At 69.1% G+C, this 17,420-nt stretch carries 14 protein-coding genes and 1 riboswitch; of the genes, 11 read left to right on the top strand and 3 right to left on the bottom strand.

Annotated features, from left to right (window positions below; all coding sequences use genetic code 11):
- The first annotated feature begins 27 nt into the window (after positions 1–27).
- Both H2Q94_RS24160 and H2Q94_RS24155 read left to right on the top strand, forming a co-directional pair.
- Positions 28–924 (top strand): ComEA family DNA-binding protein, encoded by an 897-nt coding sequence (locus H2Q94_RS24160; protein WP_243789463.1) that lies wholly within the window; start codon positions 28–30, stop codon positions 922–924.
- Positions 921–3,290, top strand: a complete 2,370-nt coding sequence (locus H2Q94_RS24155) for a ComEC/Rec2 family competence protein (RefSeq protein WP_243789462.1) — start codon at positions 921–923, stop codon at positions 3,288–3,290. The genes H2Q94_RS24160 and H2Q94_RS24155 overlap by 4 nt, the downstream gene beginning before the upstream one ends.
- 56 nt (positions 3,291–3,346) lie before the next feature.
- Here H2Q94_RS24155 and thrC read toward each other — a convergent pair whose 3' ends face one another.
- Entirely contained in the window at positions 3,347–4,615 is a 1,269-nt protein-coding gene (gene thrC / locus H2Q94_RS24150; RefSeq protein WP_243789461.1) for a threonine synthase, read from the bottom strand.
- Positions 4,616–4,627: 12 nt separating this feature from the next.
- Positions 4,628–4,755: riboswitch (SAM riboswitch) on the bottom strand.
- Between the two features lie 106 nt (positions 4,756–4,861).
- Here thrC and holA point away from each other — a divergent pair.
- Positions 4,862–5,845: a DNA polymerase III subunit delta gene (holA, locus tag H2Q94_RS24145; RefSeq protein ID WP_243789460.1), complete on the top strand. Its 984-nt coding sequence runs from the start codon at positions 4,862–4,864 to the stop codon at positions 5,843–5,845.
- A 140-nt stretch (positions 5,846–5,985) separates the two neighbouring features.
- Here holA and rpsT read toward each other — a convergent pair whose 3' ends face one another.
- Positions 5,986–6,246: a 30S ribosomal protein S20 gene (rpsT, locus tag H2Q94_RS24140; RefSeq protein ID WP_243789459.1), complete on the bottom strand. Its 261-nt coding sequence runs from the start codon at positions 6,244–6,246 to the stop codon at positions 5,986–5,988.
- Between the two features lie 228 nt (positions 6,247–6,474).
- Between rpsT and H2Q94_RS24135 the strand changes: the two genes are divergently transcribed.
- The 7 genes from H2Q94_RS24135 (at position 6,475) to H2Q94_RS30565 (ending at position 14,315) form a co-directional block, all read left to right on the top strand.
- Positions 6,475–7,281 (top strand): TSUP family transporter, encoded by an 807-nt coding sequence (locus H2Q94_RS24135; protein ID WP_243789458.1) that lies wholly within the window; start codon positions 6,475–6,477, stop codon positions 7,279–7,281.
- A gap of 290 nt (positions 7,282–7,571) precedes the next feature.
- Positions 7,572–7,775, top strand: a complete 204-nt coding sequence (locus tag H2Q94_RS24130) for a cold-shock protein (RefSeq protein WP_184477684.1) — start codon at positions 7,572–7,574, stop codon at positions 7,773–7,775.
- A gap of 93 nt (positions 7,776–7,868) precedes the next feature.
- Complete coding sequence (locus H2Q94_RS24125) at positions 7,869–8,249, top strand: VOC family protein (RefSeq protein WP_243789457.1); 381 nt, start codon at positions 7,869–7,871, stop codon at positions 8,247–8,249.
- Between the two features lie 133 nt (positions 8,250–8,382).
- Positions 8,383–10,236: a translation elongation factor 4 gene (lepA, locus tag H2Q94_RS24120; RefSeq protein WP_243789456.1), complete on the top strand. Its 1,854-nt coding sequence runs from the start codon at positions 8,383–8,385 to the stop codon at positions 10,234–10,236.
- 323 nt (positions 10,237–10,559) lie between these two features.
- A complete protein-coding gene (locus tag H2Q94_RS24115) occupies positions 10,560–12,920 on the top strand; it encodes an arylsulfatase (RefSeq protein WP_243789455.1) in 2,361 nt (786 codons plus the stop codon).
- Positions 12,921–13,023: 103 nt separating this feature from the next.
- Positions 13,024–13,917 carry a LysR family transcriptional regulator gene (locus tag H2Q94_RS24110; protein WP_243789454.1) on the top strand — a complete coding sequence of 298 codons (894 nt, stop codon included), beginning with the start codon at positions 13,024–13,026 and terminating at the stop codon, positions 13,915–13,917.
- A gap of 104 nt (positions 13,918–14,021) precedes the next feature.
- Positions 14,022–14,315: a MerR family transcriptional regulator gene (locus H2Q94_RS30565; RefSeq protein WP_258718719.1), complete on the top strand. Its 294-nt coding sequence runs from the start codon at positions 14,022–14,024 to the stop codon at positions 14,313–14,315.
- Between the two features lie 52 nt (positions 14,316–14,367).
- Here the strand turns inward: H2Q94_RS30565 and H2Q94_RS24105 are convergent, their stop codons facing one another.
- The gene (locus H2Q94_RS24105; RefSeq protein ID WP_243789453.1) at positions 14,368–15,855 is read right to left on the bottom strand and encodes an XRE family transcriptional regulator; all 1,488 of its coding nucleotides are present in this window, start codon (positions 15,853–15,855) and stop codon (positions 14,368–14,370) included.
- A gap of 94 nt (positions 15,856–15,949) precedes the next feature.
- Between H2Q94_RS24105 and aceA the strand changes: the two genes are divergently transcribed.
- Positions 15,950–17,272, top strand: coding sequence for an isocitrate lyase (gene aceA, locus H2Q94_RS24100; RefSeq protein WP_243789452.1), 1,323 nt, complete (start codon positions 15,950–15,952; stop codon positions 17,270–17,272).
- Positions 17,273–17,420 lie beyond the last annotated feature (148 nt).

The raw sequence follows: 17,420 nt of genomic DNA, 5'->3' as shown, positions 1-17,420 counted from the left end.
CCGGAGTCGGCTTCTAGCGTCGATGACATGGCTGCCACCACTCGCCTTCGCGGCGTTCTCCAGGATTCCCCCGAATCCGCCACCAGCCCGCGTGCCCGCCTGCTCGCGCTGAAACAGCAGGCCGACCGCGAGTCCCGAGCTGAGACTCGGGAATCCAGCGAGCACAACGCCGCCGACCCACCTGATTCCGGAATCGAACACGGTTCACGCGCCGGCCCTGATTCCTCCGGGCGGCATTCCGCGCGAACGGAACCGACCGCCGGAATGCGGCGGGTGCTTCAACGCTGGCTGCCCGAATCCGTGCTGCGGGCCAGGCTCGACCCCGGTCGTGCCGGGCGGCTCGGCCTGCTGCTCGCCGCGATCCTGGCGCTCATCGTCATCGTGATCACCACCTGGGTTGACCGGCCCGTCGCCGAACCCGCGCCCGGGCCAGGCCCACCGCTGCCCGTGCAAGCGGCACCGGCCACCCCCGCACCGCCCGCCCCGCCGCCGGAACTGGTGATCAGCGTCGTCGGTGAGGTGGCCCGTCCCGGCCTGGTCACCGTGGCGCACGGTGCCCGCGTGGCGGACGCGCTGGAAGCCGCGGGCGGCGCCAACGCGGGAACCGACAGCACCGCGCTCAACCTGGCTCGTCGGTTGGCCGACGGGGAGCAGCTCTACGTCGGCGTCCCGGTGCCGCCGGGAGCGGACACCGGACAGGCCGAACCCGGAGCCGGTTCGGGAAAAGCGACGGCGAAGGTCGATCTCAACATCGCAACTGAGGAGCAACTCGATGCGCTGCCCGGAGTCGGCAAGGTCATGGCGGAACGAATCGTGCAGTGGCGCACTCAGCACGGCCGCTTCGGATCGGTGGACCAGCTGCAGGACGTCGAAGGCATCGGCGACACCCGGCTGTCCAGGTTGCGCGAGCTGGTCCAGGTGTGAGGGCGACGTCCTTCCCGCATGCGGCGCTGATCGACCTGCGGCTGGTTCCGGCGGCCCTGGTGACCTGGGCGGTGACGCTGATCGGGCTGCTCGGCGGCTGGCTCCCGGCGGCCGTCGTCGCGTGCCTGTCGGCGGTGCTGCTGCCGCCGGTGCGGGCGGCGCGAGGGCGGGCGTGGCGAAACGGCCTGCTGGCAGTGCTGATCATCGCCGGTGTCGCCGCGTCCGGGATGGCGGTGCGGGCGCACGCGGTCGGCGAGCACCCGTTGCGCATCGCCGCGCAGCAGGGCGAGCGGGTGACCTTGCGAGCCACGCTCACGGAGCCGCCGCGCCCCTTGCAGGGCGCGTCCTACGGCGCCCGGCGTGCCCAGGACCGCTCGCTGGCGCACGTGCGGCTGAGCTCGGTGGACACCGGCGAGCGGCGGGTGCGGGTCGGCGGCCGGGCGCTGCTGCTGGTGCCCACCGAGCAGTGGCGGACCCTGATCGCGGGCCAGGAGCTGACGGTGACCGGGCGTGCGGTGCCGCCGCGCGGTGGGGAACTGCTGGCGGCCGCGATCCAGGTCAACCGGCCTCCCGCCCAGGTGCTGCCGCCGCCCGGCCGGCAACGGATGGCCGAAGATCTCCGAGAAGGGCTGCGCTCGACCTCCAGGGCAGTGCTGGGGCCGGCCGCCGCCGGTCTGCTGCCCGGACTGGTGGTCGGCGATACCGGGCTCCTGCCACCGGAGGTCGTGGAGCAGTTCGACACCGCAGGCTTGACGCATCTGATGGCGGTCTCCGGGGCGAATCTGGCCATCGTATGCGGGGCGGTGCTGCTCGTGCTGCGGCTGGCGGGAGCGGGGCCGGTGCCCTCCGCGGTGGGGGCGGGGCTGGCGATGGCCGGGTTCGTGGTGCTGGCCGGGCCGGAGCCGAGCGTGCTGCGGGCCGCCGTGATGGGCGCGATCACGCTGTTCGCGTTGGCGCTGGGCCGGGAACGCTCGGCGTTGCCGATCTTGTCCGCCAGCGTCATCGGCCTGCTGCTGGTGGCTCCCGGATTGGCCACCACAGCGGGTTTCGCGTTGTCGGTGGCGGCGACGGCCGGGCTGGTGCTGCTGGCACCGACGTGGGCGGGTGCGATGCACGCCAGGGGAGTGCCGATCGGGATCGCCGAGGCCCTGGCGGTGCCCGCCGCGGCGCACTTGGTCACGGCTCCGCTGGTGGCCGCGATCTCCGGGGAGGTCAGCCTCGTCGCGGTCGTGGCGAACCTGCTCGCCGGGCCGCTCGTCGCGCCCGCGACCGTGCTGGGTGTCGCGGCCACCGTGCTGGTTCCGATCTTCACTCCGGTGGCCGCCGCGCTGGTGTGGCTGGCAGGCCCGGAATTGGAGTGGGTGCTCGCGGTGGCCCGGTATTCGGCGGCGGTGCCGGGCGCGTCGTTCGGCTGGCCGTCGGGAGTGTTCGGCGGGACGTTGCTGGCGGTGCTCGCGGTGATCTTGCTGATCGTGCTGCGCGGCCGCATCGCCCGGCTGGTCCTGGTGAGCCTGGTGCTGATCGTCGTGGTGGTGGTCATCCCGATCCGGCACCGGGTGGCGCCGTGGCCGGTGCCGGGGTGGACCTTGGTGGCCTGCGACGTGGGGCAGGGCGATGGGCTCGTGCTGGCAACCGGACGCGAACACGAGGCGGTCGTCATCGATAGCGGACCGGACCCGGTGCTGATGGCCGAATGCCTGCGGCGGCTGCGAATTCGCAGCGTGCCGTTGGTGCTGCTGACCCATCTGCACGCCGATCACGTCAGCGGGCTTCCGGCGGTGCTGTCAGGGCGGCGAGTGGATGCGATCGGCGTCGGCCCGTTGAACGAGCCTGCCTGGGCGGCCGGGGAGGTGCGGGCGGCCGCACGCGCGCACGGGGCGCGGGTGCTGCCGTTGCACGCAGGGCAGCGGATGCGGTGGCCGGGCCTGGTGCTCGACGTGCTCGGTCCGCGAGGCGAGTTGGCGCGGACCACGTCCGCGGACGACGCCAACGACGCCTCACTGGTGGTGAAGGCCACCACGCGAGCGGGCCGAATCCTGCTCACCGGGGACGTCGAACTGCCCGGTCAGGCCGAGCTGCTGACCTCGGGGATCGATCTGCGTGCAGAGGTGCTCAAGGTGCCGCACCACGGTTCCCGCTACACCACGCCCGCACTGCTGACGGCGGTGCGTCCGCAGCTCGCCGTGATCAGCGTGGGAGCGGGCAACGACTACGGACACCCCAGCCCGTTGATCATGGGCGCGCTGACCAGGATGGGAGTGCGGATTCAGCGGACCGATCGGTCCGGGGACATCGCCATCGTCCCCGACGAGCGGGGAAGCGAAGCGGTGGAGCGAGGAAATCCGCTGCGGCCGGACGAGAACTGACCGGCAGGGGAGCCGAGCACCGTGGGCCGCGGCGAACCGCGGCCCACGGGCGGAGATCACAGTCCGAGCGCCTCGTTCACGGCGTCGGAGTTGGGGGCGACGGTCGCCTTCGGACCGACCTGGTCCTGCACGGCGTCCAGGGTCTTGAGCCCGTCGCCGGTGATCAGCAGCACGGTCTCCTGATCCGGGTCGATCTTGCCCGCCTCGATGAGCTTCTTCGCGGTCGCCACGGTGACGCCACCGGCGGTCTCGGCGAAGATGCCCTCGGTCCGGGCCAGCAGCCGGATCCCGGCCACGACCTCCTCGTCGGTGACGTCCTCGATGGCCCCGCCCGTGCGGCGCACCGTGTCGAGAACGTAGGGGCCGTCCGCGGGCGCCCCGATGGCCAGCGAGCGCGCGATGGTGTCCGGACGCACCGGCTGCACCACGTCGTTGTCGCTCTTGAAGGCGCTGGCGACGGGAGAACATCCGGTGGCCTGCGCGCCGAAGATCCGGTACGGGCTCTGCTCGACCAGACCGGTCTGGCCGAGTTCGCGGAATCCCTTGTCGACCTTGGTCAGCTGCGAACCGGATGCGATCGGCACGACGATCTGCTCCGGCAGCCGCCAGCCGAGCTGTTCGGCGACCTCGAAGCCGAGGGTCTTGGAACCCTCCGAGTAGTACGGCCGCACGTTGACGTTGACGAACGCCCAGTCCTCGTGCTCGGCGGCGAGCTCGGTCGCCAGCCGGTTCACGTCGTCGTAGTTGCCGTCCACCGCGAGCAGCGAGCCGTCGTAGACCGCGCTCATCAGGATCTTCGCTCGCTCCAGGTTGGACGGGACGAGCACCACGGAGTCCCAGCCCGCCCGGGCCGCGGCGGCGGCCACCGCGTTCGCGAGGTTGCCGGTGGAGGGGCAGGCCAGCACCTTGAAGCCGAATTCGCGCGCGGCGGCCAGTGCCACCGCGACGACCCGGTCCTTGAAGGAGTGCGTCGGGTTGCCGGTGTCGTCCTTGATCCAGATCCGCTTGACGCCGAGCGCCTTGGCGAGATTGTCGGCACGCACCAGCCTCGTACAACCGGGCTCGGTGTTCGGGTGCTCCTCGACGTTCGTCGGCACCGGCAGCAGCTTCTTGTAGCGCCAGATCGACCGCGGGCCGGACTCGATGTCCTCGCGGCGGACGCGCCCGAAGTCGTAGGCGACCTCAAGGGGCGAAAAGTCTTCCAGCGAAACGAACTCGGGAGCCAAGGGCTGGCGGTGGCCCTCTTCCTTCGACACCAGTTCGACGGCGGGACCCAGGTCGTAGGTCTTCCCGGTGGAGTTCGGGGCTTGGGCGGCAGCAGTCATCGCGAGGTCCTTTCCTCATCTGTCCCGCAGGCGGGTCGGAGTTGGCACCAATTTCTTCGACTGCCTCGCGCGTGCCGCGAATGGTCGAGATGGTTGCCGGGGCTTCATCGGGCCGTTCCCTCTGCCCCTCTGGATGAGCTATTCGGTTGTGCAGGCAACGTTACGGGAGGACGCCACTTCCTGGCCAGCACGGTCCAGCGCACGGGAACGAACGGCGGTGTCCCAGGGTCATGCGACGATGCCCCTATGAGTTCTCCGTCGGTGGTCCGCGATCCGCTGCATTTGATCCTCGGAGACGAGGAACTGCTGGTGGAGCGCGCCCTCTGGGAGGCGGTCGGCGCGGCCCGCGCGGCGGACCCGGAAACCGAGCTGCGCAGGATCAAGGTGAGTGAACTCACCCCTCCGGAGCTCGACGAACTGCTGAGCCCGTCGCTGTTCGCGGAGGGCCGGGTGGTGGCCTTGGAGTCCGCGCAGGACGCGGGCAAGGAGATCGCCGAGGCGATCTTGTCGCACGCCAGGCAGCCTGCGGACGGCGTGGTGCTCGTGATCGTGCACAGCGGCGGCGGCCGCGGCAAGAACGCGAAGGAACTGCCGAACGCGCTGCGCAAGCTCAACGCCCGGGTCACCGAGTGCAACAAGATCACCAAGGGTTCGCAGCGGGAGTCGTTCGTCAAGGACGAGGTTCGGCGTGCGGGCGGACGCATCGACGCCGCCGCGGTGAGCGCACTGATCGAGGCGGTCGGTTTCGACCTGCGCGAGCTGTCCTCGTCGGCCTCGCAGCTGGTCGCCGACACCGGCGGCAAGATCGACGACGCGGCGGTGCGCCGTTACCACCGCGGCCGTGCCGAGGTGACCGGATTCGTCGTTGCCGAGAAGGCGGTGACCGGTGATCGGGCCGGGGCGCTGGAGGCGTTGCGGTGGGCGCTGCAACTGGGCGTGGCGCACGTGTTGATCGCGGACGCCCTGGCCGATTCGGTGCGCACCATCGGCCGGGTCGCCGCCTACGGGCGGGGGGATCCGTTCCGGCTCGCCGGAGATCTGGGCATGCCCGCGTGGAAGGTGAAGAAGGCGCAGGCGCAGGCTCGCGGCTGGAGCAGCGCCACGGTCTCCGAGGCGCTGCGGGCGGTGGCCACGCTCAATGCCGACGTCAAGGGCATGGCGGCCGACGCGGATCACGCGTTGGAACGCACGGTGCTGCGCCTGATCGACCTGCACTCGTCCCGGAACTGACGCGAGCGACGCGGCGAGCCCGGACGCTCGACGTCCGGAGCCGCGAATTCCGCCCCGCACAGCGAAACGGGGTCCGCTCCCCGAAGGGAACGGACCCCGTGTTCAGCCTGTGAAGGCCGCGCGAGACCTCGCCGTCAGGCTCAGAGCTCGTTGGCGACCTTGGCCAGCGCGGACTTCTTGTTGGCCGCCTGGTTCGCGTGGATGACGCCCTTACCGGCGGCCTTGTCCAGCGTGCGCGAGGCGGCGCGCTGCAACTCGAGGGCCTTGTCCTTGTCGCCGGCGGCAGCGGCCTCGCGGAACTTGCGGATGGCGGTCTTGACCGACGACTTCACCGACTTGTTGCGAAGGTGGTTGCGCTCGTTGGTCTTGATGCGCTTCATCTGAGACTTGATGTTGGCCACTGCGGGCGCCTCTTTCCTCGATCGGACTCGTCGTGCCGCGCTGAATCGGCGCTGCCATGCCGGGGCGAACGGACCTCGGCGCGAGCAGCTTTCCTCCCTGGCGGAATGCCGCACGGCACGGTCGGCCATCTTAGCAACGCCGCATCGGACGCCCCGCCTCGGTCCTGGCTGCGAGGACGCTCACAAGTAGCGCCGCCGCCGCCGACCCGGCGCATAAGGTCACCCGTCGTGTTCACAGCATTGGGATGGCCCGGCTTCGCCGAACTCTCGCTGGCCGGGTTGATCTTCCTCTGCTGCGCGGCGTTCCTCGCCGGAGCGGTGGACGCCATCGTCGGTGGTGGCGGCCTGATCCAGTTGCCCGCGATGTTGCTGCTGGTGCCCGGTGGCGAGCTGATCTATTCGCTGGGGACGAACAAGCTCGCCGCCGTCGCGGGGACCGCGGCCGCCGCGCGAACCTACGCGAAGCGGACTCCGGTGCCGTGGCGCAGCGCGCTGCCGATGGCGGCGGTGGCGTTCCTCGGCGCACTGGGAGGCGCGATGTTCGCCGCATCGCTGCCGCAGACGGTGCTGACCGGCGTGGTGCTCGTGGCGCTGGTGGCGGTGGGGATCTACACGTGGCGCAAGCCGGACCTCGGTTCGGTGGCGGCACCCAGGTTCGGCTCGGCGCGGCAGACCCAGGTGATGGTGGCGGGCGGCGCGGTGATCGGGTTCTACGACGGCATCGCCGGTCCGGGAACGGGCTCGTTCCTCGTCTTCCTGCTCGTCGGACTGGTCGGTTTCGCCTTCGTCGGAGCGTCCGCCACCGCGAAGGTCGTCAACGTGGCGACGAACCTCGGCGCCCTGCTGTTCTTCATCGCCGCGGGCAAGATCCTCTGGGGCCTGGCACTGGTGATGGCGGTGAGCAACGCGACGGGCAGCGTGCTGGGAGCGGCGCTCGCCTCGAACCGCGGTTCGGTGTTCGTGCGCAAGGTTTTCCTCGCCGTCGTGGTGGCGCTGGTGGCGAGTCTCGGGTGGAAGCTCGCGTCCGGCATCTGAGCCCGTCCGGCAGGCCGATCCTGATCTAGCTCGGGCAAGGCGTCACCGCTGCTGCGAAGGGCCGCGACAGGCCGAGTTTGAGATCGAGAACACCGGCGGGTCGCGGGAATGATCCCGCCCTGAGTGTGGTTGTATGAGTCGGCCGATTTTTGTGTTCGTGTTCGACACGCTCGCGAAAGTTGCGGGCGCGACTCTGTCCTGAGCGCAAGCTGGAGAGTTCGCCGTCTGGACTAGGCCCCGTTGTCCGCACAGTGCGGGCATCGGTACTCATCAGCTGTGAGGAGACAGAGATGGCACAGGGCACCGTGAAGTGGTTCAACTCCGAGAAGGGCTTCGGCTTCATCTCGCCCGATGGTGGCGGCCCGGACGTGTTCGTCCACTACTCGGCGATCGACGGCTCCGGCTTCCGCACCCTGGAAGAGAACCAGACCGTGACCTTTGAGATCACCCAGGGCCAGAAGGGCCCGCAGGCCAGCGGCGTTCGCCTGGTCTGAGAGCGGTGATCCGCTCGGCGGGTCCCTCACCTTCGTGGTGGGGGACCCGCCGTTTTTTCGCCCCGAGCCCGTGGAGGCGGTACAACCGGGCACATGGAGCTCCTCAACAGCCGCATGATCCTTCGACCCCGCGACCCGGAGCGTTCGCTGCGCTTCTACCGGGACGTGCTGGGGCTCGCGATCTCCCGTGAATTCCCCGGGGGCACGGTGTTCTTCCTGGGCCAGGGGTTCCTGGAGTTGTCGGGGCGAGGTGAGCACGGCCCCAGTCCCGATCAGGTGCTGTGGTTGCAGGTCCGCGACCTGCGGGCGGAATTCGACCGGCTCAGCGAGCTCGGCGTCACCGTGGAGACCGAGCCGGTACGTCAGCCGTGGGGGCTGGACGAGGCGTGGATCGCCGACCCGGACGGCATGCGGATCGTGCTCGTCGAGGTCCCGCAGGACCACCCGGTCCGCGCCGACCAGCGGTCGCGGTGAGCCGAGGGGCCGCTGTCTGATCGAGCATCCGAGTCGAGCAAGCGGAGTTGGGCATAAGGGGCGGGTCGCGGCGTGGGACGATGTGGGTTGAACGCGCGCCCCGCGAGGACCCCGAGATCCCAAGGAACACCGAGTGAGCAGCTTCGCCGACAACACCTTCACGGACCCGGAGCGCATCCGGAACTTCTGCATCATCGCGCACATCGACCACGGCAAGTCGACGCTGGCGGACCGGATGCTGCAGCTCACCGGGGTGTTGGGAGAGCGGGCGTACCGGGCGCAGTACCTGGACCGGATGGACATCGAGCGGGAACGCGGCATCACGATCAAGGCGCAGAACGTGCGCCTGCCGTGGGAGAAGGACGGCGCTGAGCACGTCCTGCACATGATCGACACCCCGGGGCACGTCGACTTCACCTACGAGGTGAGCCGGTCGCTGGCCGCGTGCGAGGGCGCGATCTTGCTGGTCGACGCCGCGCAGGGCATCGAGGCGCAGACGCTGGCGAACCTGTACCTGGCGATGGAGCACGACCTGCAGATCATCCCGGTGCTCAACAAGATCGACCTGCCCGCCGCGGAACCGGACAAGTACGCCGCCGAGCTGGCGCACATCATCGGCTGCGAGCCCACCGATGTGCTCCGGGTGTCGGCCAAGACGGGTGAGGGCGTCGGAGCCGTTCTCGATGAGGTGGTCAGCCAGATTCCGCCTCCCGAGGGGGACCACGATTCGCCGCCGCGCGCCATGATCTTCGACTCGGTCTACGACACCTACCGAGGCGTGGTGACCTACATCCGGGTGGTCGACGGCAAGATCACGCCGCGGCAGCGCATCCGGATGATGTCCACCAACGCCACGCACGAGCTGCTCGAGGTCGGCATCATCTCGCCGGATCCCAAGCCCTCCGCCGGGCTCGGGGTCGGCGAGGTCGGTTACTTGATCACCGGGGTGAAGGACGTCCGCCAGTCCAAGGTCGGCGACACGGTGACGGCGGAGCGCAAGGGCGCTGAGGAGCCGCTCAGCGGTTATCGCGAGCCCAAGCCGATGGTGTATTCGGGCCTGTACCCGCTGGACGGCTCGGACTACCCGATCCTGCGGGAAGCGCTGGACAAGCTGCAGCTCAACGACGCCGCGCTGACCTATGAGCCGGAGACCTCGGGCGCACTGGGCTTCGGTTTCCGCTGCGGTTTCCTGGGGCTGCTGCACCTGGAGATCACCCGGGACCGGCTGGAGCGCGAGTTCGGCCTGAACCTGATCTCCACCGCACCGAACGTGGTCTACCAGGTGAAGCTGGACGAAGGTGAAGACCTGGAGGTCACGAACCCGTCGGACTGGCCGGAGGCCAAGATCGGCGAGGTGCACGAGCCGATCGCCAAGTGCACCGTGATCGCCCCGTCCGAATTCGTGGGCACGATCATGGAGCTGTGCCAGAGCAGGCGCGGCCGGCTGGACGGCATGGACTACCTGTCGGAGAGCCGCGTCGAACTGCGCTACACGTTGCCGTTGGCCGAGATCGTGTTCGACTTCTTCGATCACCTCAAGTCCCGCACCCGCGGGTACGCCTCGATGGACTACGAGGAGTCGGGCACGCAGAGCTCGCAACTGGTCAAGGTCGACATCCTGATGCAGGGCGAAGCGGTCGACGCGTTCAGCGCGATCGTGCACAAGGACGCCGCTTACGGCTACGGCACGAAGATGACCTCGAAGCTGCGCGAGCTGATTCCGCGTCAGCAGTTCGAGGTGCCGATCCAGGCCGCCATCGGCTCGCGGATCATCGCGCGGGAGACGGTCCGCGCCATCCGCAAGGACGTGCTCGCCAAGTGCTACGGCGGTGACATCAGCCGGAAGCGCAAGCTGCTGGAGAAGCAGAAGGAAGGCAAGAAGCGGATGAAGACCATCGGGCGGGTCGAAGTGCCGCCGGAGGCTTTCGTCGCGGCGCTGTCCACGGACGACTCGGGCAAGGACGACAAGTCCAAGCCGAAGAAGTGACCCCGCCGCCGGTTCGCCCCGAGCGGTGCAACCACTGGACCGTTCGCCGAACCGGCCGTTCGTCGAGGTGCGTGCCATAGCTGACGCCTATGGCACGCATCGTCAATCGGTCTTCCCGCCGTAGGGGTGCCCGGCCAACAGGGCCGATGCGGTTCCGCTGTGTCGTGGGACTCGCTGACCTGCGGTGTCCGGACCATGGGAACCCTTGCTCCCGGCGACTCGCCGACTAGCATTCGATCGGCATCGTGGAGACCCGGAAGTCGTTGCGCCGCTTGCGGTTTCGTCTCCCGTGCTCGTTCACCGCATCGCACAGGAGGTAGCACATGGGAGCATCCGACGTATCGCGTGAACACCTGCCGATCGCGGACGCCCCGCCCCCTTCCGTCACCGCGCTCGACGCGCGAGACCAGAGCCCCGCTTTCACCCCGGCGCAGCCGCTGAACGCGCCGGCCGGGGCTCCGAACGTCGTGATGGTCCTGATCGACGACATGGGTTTCGGCGCGTCCAGTTCCTTCGGCGGCCCGTGCGAGATGCCGGCGGCGCAACGATTGGCGGACGGCGGACTCCGCTACTCCCGGTTCCACGTCACCGCCATCTGCTCGCCGACCAGGCAGGCGTTGCTGACGGGACGCAACCACCACTCGGTGGGGATGGGCGTCACCACCGAGATGTCCAGCGCGGCGCCCGGCTACTGCGGAATCCGTCCGCGCAGCGCGGCCACGATCGGCCAGGTGCTCAACGGCAACGGTTACAACACGGCCGCGTTCGGGAAGTGGCACCAGACTCCGGCGCGGGACGTGAGCCCGGCCGGGCCGTTCGACCGCTGGCCCACCGGTGAGGGTTTCGAGAAGTTCTACGGCTTCCTGTGCGCCGAGATGAACCACTGGTACCCGGTGCTGTTCGACGGCACGAACCCGGTCGAGCCGGATCGCCGCCCGGAGGACGGTTATCACCTCTCCGAGGATCTGGTGGATCACGCGATCGACTGGATGCAGACCCAGCACACGCTCAAACCGGACACGCCGTTCTTCACGTACCTGCCGTTCGGCGCCACCCACGCTCCGTACCACGTGCCGCAGGAGTACCGGGACAAGTACCGCGGCAAGTTCGACCACGGCTGGGACCGGCAACGCGAGATCACGTTGCAGCGGCAGAAGGAACTCGGTGTGGTGCCGCCGGACACCGAGCTCGCGCCGTGGGCCGAGGGAGTGCCGCACTGGGACGAGCTCTCCGATGAGGAGCGCCGCGCGGCTGCTTCGCTGATGGAGCTCTACGCCGGCTTCGCCGAGCACACCGACGATCAGGTGGGTCGTCTCGTCGACGCGTTGGACGAGCTGGGCGAACTCGACAACACGATCTTCATCTACATCCTCGGCGACAACGGCGCTTCGGCCGAAGGCGGCTTAGGCGGGACGTTGAACGAGCACCGCTTCGCCACGGGCATCCCGGACAGCGCCGAGTTCATCAACGCGAACCGCGACGCGCTCGGCGACGCCACGACGCACGCGCACTACCCGGTCGGCTGGGCACTGGCGATGAACACGCCGTACCAGTGGACCAAGCAGGTCGCCTCGCACCTCGGCGGTACGCGCGACGGCATGATCGTGCACTGGCCGCGGGGTATCGAGGAACGCGGCGGCGTCCGCGACCAGTGGCACCACGTGATCGACGTGGTGCCGACGATCCTGGAAGCCGCGGGCATTCCGCACCCGAGTTCCGTGCAGGGCGTGCCGCAGCAGCCCATCGAGGGCACCAGCATGCTCTACAGCTTCAACGACGCCGAAGCGCCGGACCGGCATCGCGTGCAGTACTTCGAGATGGTCGGCAACCGCGGCATCTACCACGACGGGTGGATGGCCGTCACCAGGCACGGAACGCCCTGGGAGATGGTGCAGGACGGCACTCGCCGTTCCTTCGACGATGACCGCTGGGAGCTCTACGACACCAATGTGGACTGGAGCCAGGCGCACGACATCTCCGCCGAACATCCCGGCAAGCTTCGCGAGTTGCAGCAGCTGTTCTTGGTCGAGGCCGCCAAGCACCAGGTGTTCCCGCTCGACGACCGGATGACGGAGCGGGAGAACCCGAAGGAGGCCGGTCGGCTCGACCTGTTCGGCGACCGCACGACCATCACGTTCCACTCCGGTGCGAAGCGCCTCACCGAGGAGACCGCGCCGAACGTCAAGAACCGGTCGCACGTGATCACGGCGCAGGTCGAGGTGCCCGAGGGCGGTGCCGAAGGTGTGATCGTGGCGCAGGGCGGGCGCTTCGGCGGATGGTCGCTGTACTTCCACGAAGGACGCCCCAGCTACGCCTACAACTACTTCGGCACCGACATCCACAAGATCACCGGAGCTCGGTTGGAGCCGGGGGTGCACGAGGTGCGGCTCGACTTCGTCTACGACGGCGGTGGTGTCGGCAAGGGCGGCAAGGTCGTGCTGGACGTCGACGGAGCGAACGTCGCCGACGGCCGGGTGGACGCGACCATCCCGTACTACTTCGCCTTCGACGAGACCTTCGACATCGGGGTGGACCGGGCATCGCCGGTGGTGGACGACTACGCGCCGGTGGACAACGCGTTCACCGGACGGCTCCGGTCGGTGCGCTTCGACCTGGGCGACGACTTGATCGGCGATGCGGTTGACGACGAGGCACGGGAACGCTTCCGCGCCGCCCACGACTGATCAGCGCCGCTTCGGCCCGGTGGCACGTCCACCGGGCCGAAGTGCTCGCGCGGGCCGTCGTGTCCGGTTTGGTTACGGTGACCGGACGTGGAGGGAGGCGGTCGTGGAGCGTCGTGAGGTCGAGTACTTCCTGGCCGTCGCCGAACACGGCAGTTTCACCGGTGCGGCGAAGGCGCTGCGCATCGCGCAGCCGTCGCTGTCGGCGGCGATCGGGCAGTTCGAGAACCGCTTGGGCGGCAAGCTGTTCCACCGCCTCCCGCACGGCGTTCGCCTGACCCCGGCGGGTGAGGCGTTGCTGGAGCCGGGGCGTCAGGTGATGCGGGACTTGACCACCGCGCAGGACTCGGTGCACCAAGTCCTCGGGTTGACGTCGGGTCGGTTGGACATCGTCGCGCAGACCACGCTCGCCGTTGATCCGCTCGCCGGGTTGATCGGGGAGTTCCTCCGCCACCACCCGAAGGTGGACGTGCGGGTGCTCGATCAGGAGTTGGGCAAGACCGTGACCGGCAGCGTTCGTGCGGGTGAGTGCGAGCTGGGCATGGTCGATTCGGGCACCGATCCGGAGGGGATGGACGGAATCCGGTTGCGTGGCCGGGAGATCTACGCCGTGCTGCCTCCCGGTGAGCACAACGCCAAGCGGATCGGGTTGTCGGAGCTGGCCGCGCTGGACTTCGTCACCACCCCGGAGGGCACCGCTACGCGCGGGGTCATCGAGGACGTGGTCGCGGCCCGCGACCTGCGGCCGAGGGTGTCGGTGGAGACCGCGCACCAGGCGATGGTCGTGCCGCTGGTGCTGGCCGGGGCAGGGGTCACCTTGTTGCCTGCGTCGATGGCGGCCGGAGCCGCTCGGGAGGGGGCGACGGTGCTGCCGCTGCGCCCGAAGGTCGTCCGGGCGGGCCGGTTGTTCTGGCGTCCCGGGCCGTTGTCCCCGGCGGCGTCCCGGTTCATCGATTTCGCGATGAACTCGGCGAAGCCGGCGAGTCGTCGTTCTCGGTGATCGCTCACGGGGTGCGACCACTTTCGGGCGGGTGCCGACGGCTGCGCCATTGACCTTCGAGTTGGTCGAAGCTCGATGATGGTGCGGTGCCCAGTGCTGAGTTGATGCCCATCGGAACCTTCGCCCAGCGGAGCGGCATGACGGCGAGCGCGTTGCGCTTCTACGCCGGCTCGGGGCTCCTGACGCCGGCGAAGGTCGATCCGGTGTCCGGCTACTTCCGCAGGATGGGTCTTTCGACGCGGCGCGCGAACAGATCGACGCGGCACACGCGCGCTCGTCCGCTTTGGCCGTCGACTCCTACGGTCGCCTCATCCGCGATGCGATCTCCGAACTCGCCCAGTCCATCGCTTGCCGCGACACCCGCGCCACGGCCATCAGCTCCAGGCCCGGCATCGTGATGCCGGACCTGGAGTCGGCCGGTGGGAGGGCGACCACCGCATCCCGCTCCGGTCAGTGCGATTCCAGGAAGGAGTAGACGTCGGCTTCGTCCACGCCGGGAAACGTTCCGGATGGCAACGCGGAGAGCACGTGGGAGTGCGCCCGCGCGGAGGGCCAGACCATGCCCTGCCAGCGGTTCGAGAGCTCTGTCGGCGGCCGCTGGCAGCATTCGCCGTTGGGGCAGCGCGATTTCGAATGGTTCGTGGTCTCGCGTCCCCGGAACCAGCGCGACTCGGTGTAGGGCACGCCCAGCGTGATCGCGAAGTCACGGCCCCGGTTCGGATCGACGTGCGCCACGCACCAGTGAGTGGCCCCCGGCTTGTCGGTGTACTGGTAGTGCGTCGAGTACCGGTCCGGTGAGGCGAAGACCGTGCGCCCTGCCCAGTGCCGGCACATCCGCTGGCCCTCGATGGCACCCGCCGGGTCGGTGGGGAAGACCAGGCCGTCGTTCTCGTACGCCTTGTAGATGATGCCCGTCTCGTCGTTGCGCACGAAGTGGCAGACGAGGTCCAGGTACTGCGTGGCGAGGTTGGTGAACCGGTGCGCGGCCATCTCGTAGGACACGGAGAACACGTCCCGCAGGTCCTCCACCGCCAGGTCGCGATCCGCCTTGGCCTGCTTGAGGTAGCTGACCGCGGTCCGTTCCGGCATCAGCACGGCGGCGGCGAAGTAGTTCGCCTCCACCCGTTGGCGCAGGAAGTCCGCGAAGTCCCGCGGCTGGCTGTGGCCGAGGGTGAGGTGCCCGAGGGTCTGCAGCAGGATGGTGCGCGGGCTGTGCATGCCCAGCGACTCCCGGCGCAGGAAGATCCTGCTGTGGCGCAGGTCCGTGATCGAGCGGACCGAGCGCGGCAGGTCGGTGACGAACCGCAAGCCGTAGCCCATGTGCGTGGCGATGGACTGGATGAGGCCCTCGGAGAGCGCGCCGCCGTGGTAGCCGACCCGGTCGAGGATGCCGGATGCGGCCTTCTCGATGTCGGGAAAGTAGTTGCCGTGCTCGCGCATCATCCGCCGCAGCTCGGCGTTCGCCTTGCGCGCTTCCTCCGGCGTGGCGACCTGCTTCGTCTCCCGCCGCTTCAGCTCGTCGTAGAGGGCGAGCACGTGCTCCAGCGCCTCGGTGGGCACTCGCTTGCCCACCTTCAGCGGAGGCACGTCCAGGCGTTGGTACATCGGGTCGAGCTGCGCCTGCTCGACGGCGATCTCGAGCTCCGCGCGACGATTCGGCGGTTTTTTCGACATCAACTCGTCCACCGAGCTGCCGAGCGCATCCGCCAGCGCGCGCAGCAACGAGAGCTTCGGCTCGCGGTGCCCGTTCTCCAGCAGGGATAGCTGAGACGGCGCACGGCCGACGCGTTCGCCCAGCTCAACGAGGGTGAGCCCGGCGGCGCGGCGGAGGTGGCGCAACCGTTGACCGAAGACCAGAAGGTCTTGGTCGGTGGAAAAATTGCGGTCTTCTTCAGCGGCGAACTCGGCCATGACGTTGATGTTAGCAGAAAAATCCACGAAATTTCCATGGATTTCTTCTCGGAAAGGGCTGGTTCTCCGGCAACACTGGGTTCAGCAACGCCGCAACGAACATCCCGGAAGGGGAAGAACCATGAGCCTCCAGCCTGGAACCCGCCAGCAGGCGATCAAGGCCGCCGAAGAACTCCAGCACGACTGGGACACCAACCCCCGCTGGAAGGGCATCGAGCGTACCCACACCGCCGCGGACGTCGTCCGGCTGCGCGGTTCCGTGCAGGAGGAGCAGACCCTGGCCCGGCTCGGCGCCGAGCGGCTCTGGAACCTGCTGCACGAGACCGACTACATCAACTCGCTGGGCGCGATGACCGGTAACCAGGCCGTCCAGCAGGTCCGCGCGGGGCTCAAGGCCATCTACCTCTCCGGCTGGCAGGTCGCCGCCGACGCGAACCTGGCGGGCGAGACCTACCCCGACCAGAGCCTCTACCCGGCGAACTCGGTCCCGCAGGTGGTCCGCCGGATCAACAACGCCCTCAAGCGCGCCGACCAGATCAGCTGGTCCGAGGCGCTGGACCCGGAGGCCGCGGAGACCGAGTCGGAGCCGACCCACTGGCTGGCCCCGATCGTCGCCGACGCCGAGGCGGGCTTCGGTGGCGCGCTCAACGCCTACGAGCTGATGAAGGGCATGATCCAGGCCGGCGCCGCGGGCGTGCACTGGGAGGACCAGCTGGCCTCCGAGAAGAAGTGCGGTCACCTCGGCGGCAAGGTGCTCATCCCCACCAGCCAGCACGTCAAGACCCTCAACGCCGCCCGGCTCGCCGCCGACGTCGCGGGTGTGCCCTCGCTGGTCGTCGCCCGCACCGACGCGCAGGCCGCGACGCTGCTGACCAGTGACGTCGACGAGCGCGACCAGCAGTTCGTGACCGGCGAGCGCACCTCCGAGGGCTTCTACAAGGTCACCAACGGCATCGAGCCCTGCATCACCCGTGGTCTGGCCTACGCGCCGCACGCGGACCTGATCTGGATGGAGACCTCGAAGCCGGACCTGGAGGTCGCCAAGCAGTTCGCCGAGGCGATCAAGGCCAAGTACCCGGACCAGATGCTGGCCTACAACTGCTCGCCGTCGTTCAACTGGCGCAAGAACCTGGACGACAGCACCATCGCCAAGTTCCAGCGGGAGCTCGGCCACATGGGCTACAAGTTCCAGTTCATCACGCTGGCCGGCTTCCACGCGCTGAACTACGGCATGTTCGACCTGGCCAAGGGTTACGCCGCGGACGGCATGACGTCCTACGTGGACCTGCAGGAGCGCGAGTTCGCGGCCGAGGCGCAGGGCTACACCGCCACGCGTCACCAGCGCGAGGCGGGCACCGGCTACTTCGACCTGGTCAGCACGGCGATCAGCCCGGACTCGTCGACCACCGCGCTGGCGGGTTCGACCGAGGCCGCTCAGTTCTGATCGCGGCATGATCCGGTGCTCGAACGGCACCGGCTCGGAGGAGCGGAGGTTCCGGCCAGCGGCGGCCGGGACCTTCCGCGCCGGACACCTCGGTGACCGCCTCCGCACAACAACGGTTGAGCGCTCGTCGCGGGAGCGCTCACCTCAG

The sequence above is a fragment of the Saccharopolyspora gloriosae genome (genome assembly GCF_022828475.1).
GTDB classification, from domain to species: Bacteria; Actinomycetota; Actinomycetes; order Mycobacteriales; family Pseudonocardiaceae; genus Saccharopolyspora_C; species Saccharopolyspora_C gloriosae_A.
The sequence above is the reverse complement of the archived record's forward strand: the minus strand, read 5'-3'. Positions and strand labels throughout refer to the sequence as shown.

What these genes read in the sequence shown, in the direction of transcription:
- H2Q94_RS24160 (WP_243789463.1), top strand. Translation starts at nt 28, where the DNA reads ATGGCTGCCACCACTCGCCTTCGCGGCGTTCTCCAGGATTCCCCCGAA.
- thrC (WP_243789461.1), bottom strand. Translation starts at nt 4,615, where the DNA reads ATGACTGCTGCCGCCCAAGCCCCGAACTCCACCGGGAAGACCTACGAC.
- holA (WP_243789460.1), top strand. Translation starts at nt 4,862, where the DNA reads ATGAGTTCTCCGTCGGTGGTCCGCGATCCGCTGCATTTGATCCTCGGA.
- H2Q94_RS24130 (WP_184477684.1), top strand. Translation starts at nt 7,572, where the DNA reads ATGGCACAGGGCACCGTGAAGTGGTTCAACTCCGAGAAGGGCTTCGGC.
- H2Q94_RS24125 (WP_243789457.1), top strand. Translation starts at nt 7,869, where the DNA reads ATGGAGCTCCTCAACAGCCGCATGATCCTTCGACCCCGCGACCCGGAG.
- H2Q94_RS24115 (WP_243789455.1), top strand. Translation starts at nt 10,560, where the DNA reads ATGGGAGCATCCGACGTATCGCGTGAACACCTGCCGATCGCGGACGCC.
- H2Q94_RS30565 (WP_258718719.1), top strand. Translation starts at nt 14,022, where the DNA reads ATGCCCATCGGAACCTTCGCCCAGCGGAGCGGCATGACGGCGAGCGCG.
- aceA (WP_243789452.1), top strand. Translation starts at nt 15,950, where the DNA reads ATGAGCCTCCAGCCTGGAACCCGCCAGCAGGCGATCAAGGCCGCCGAA.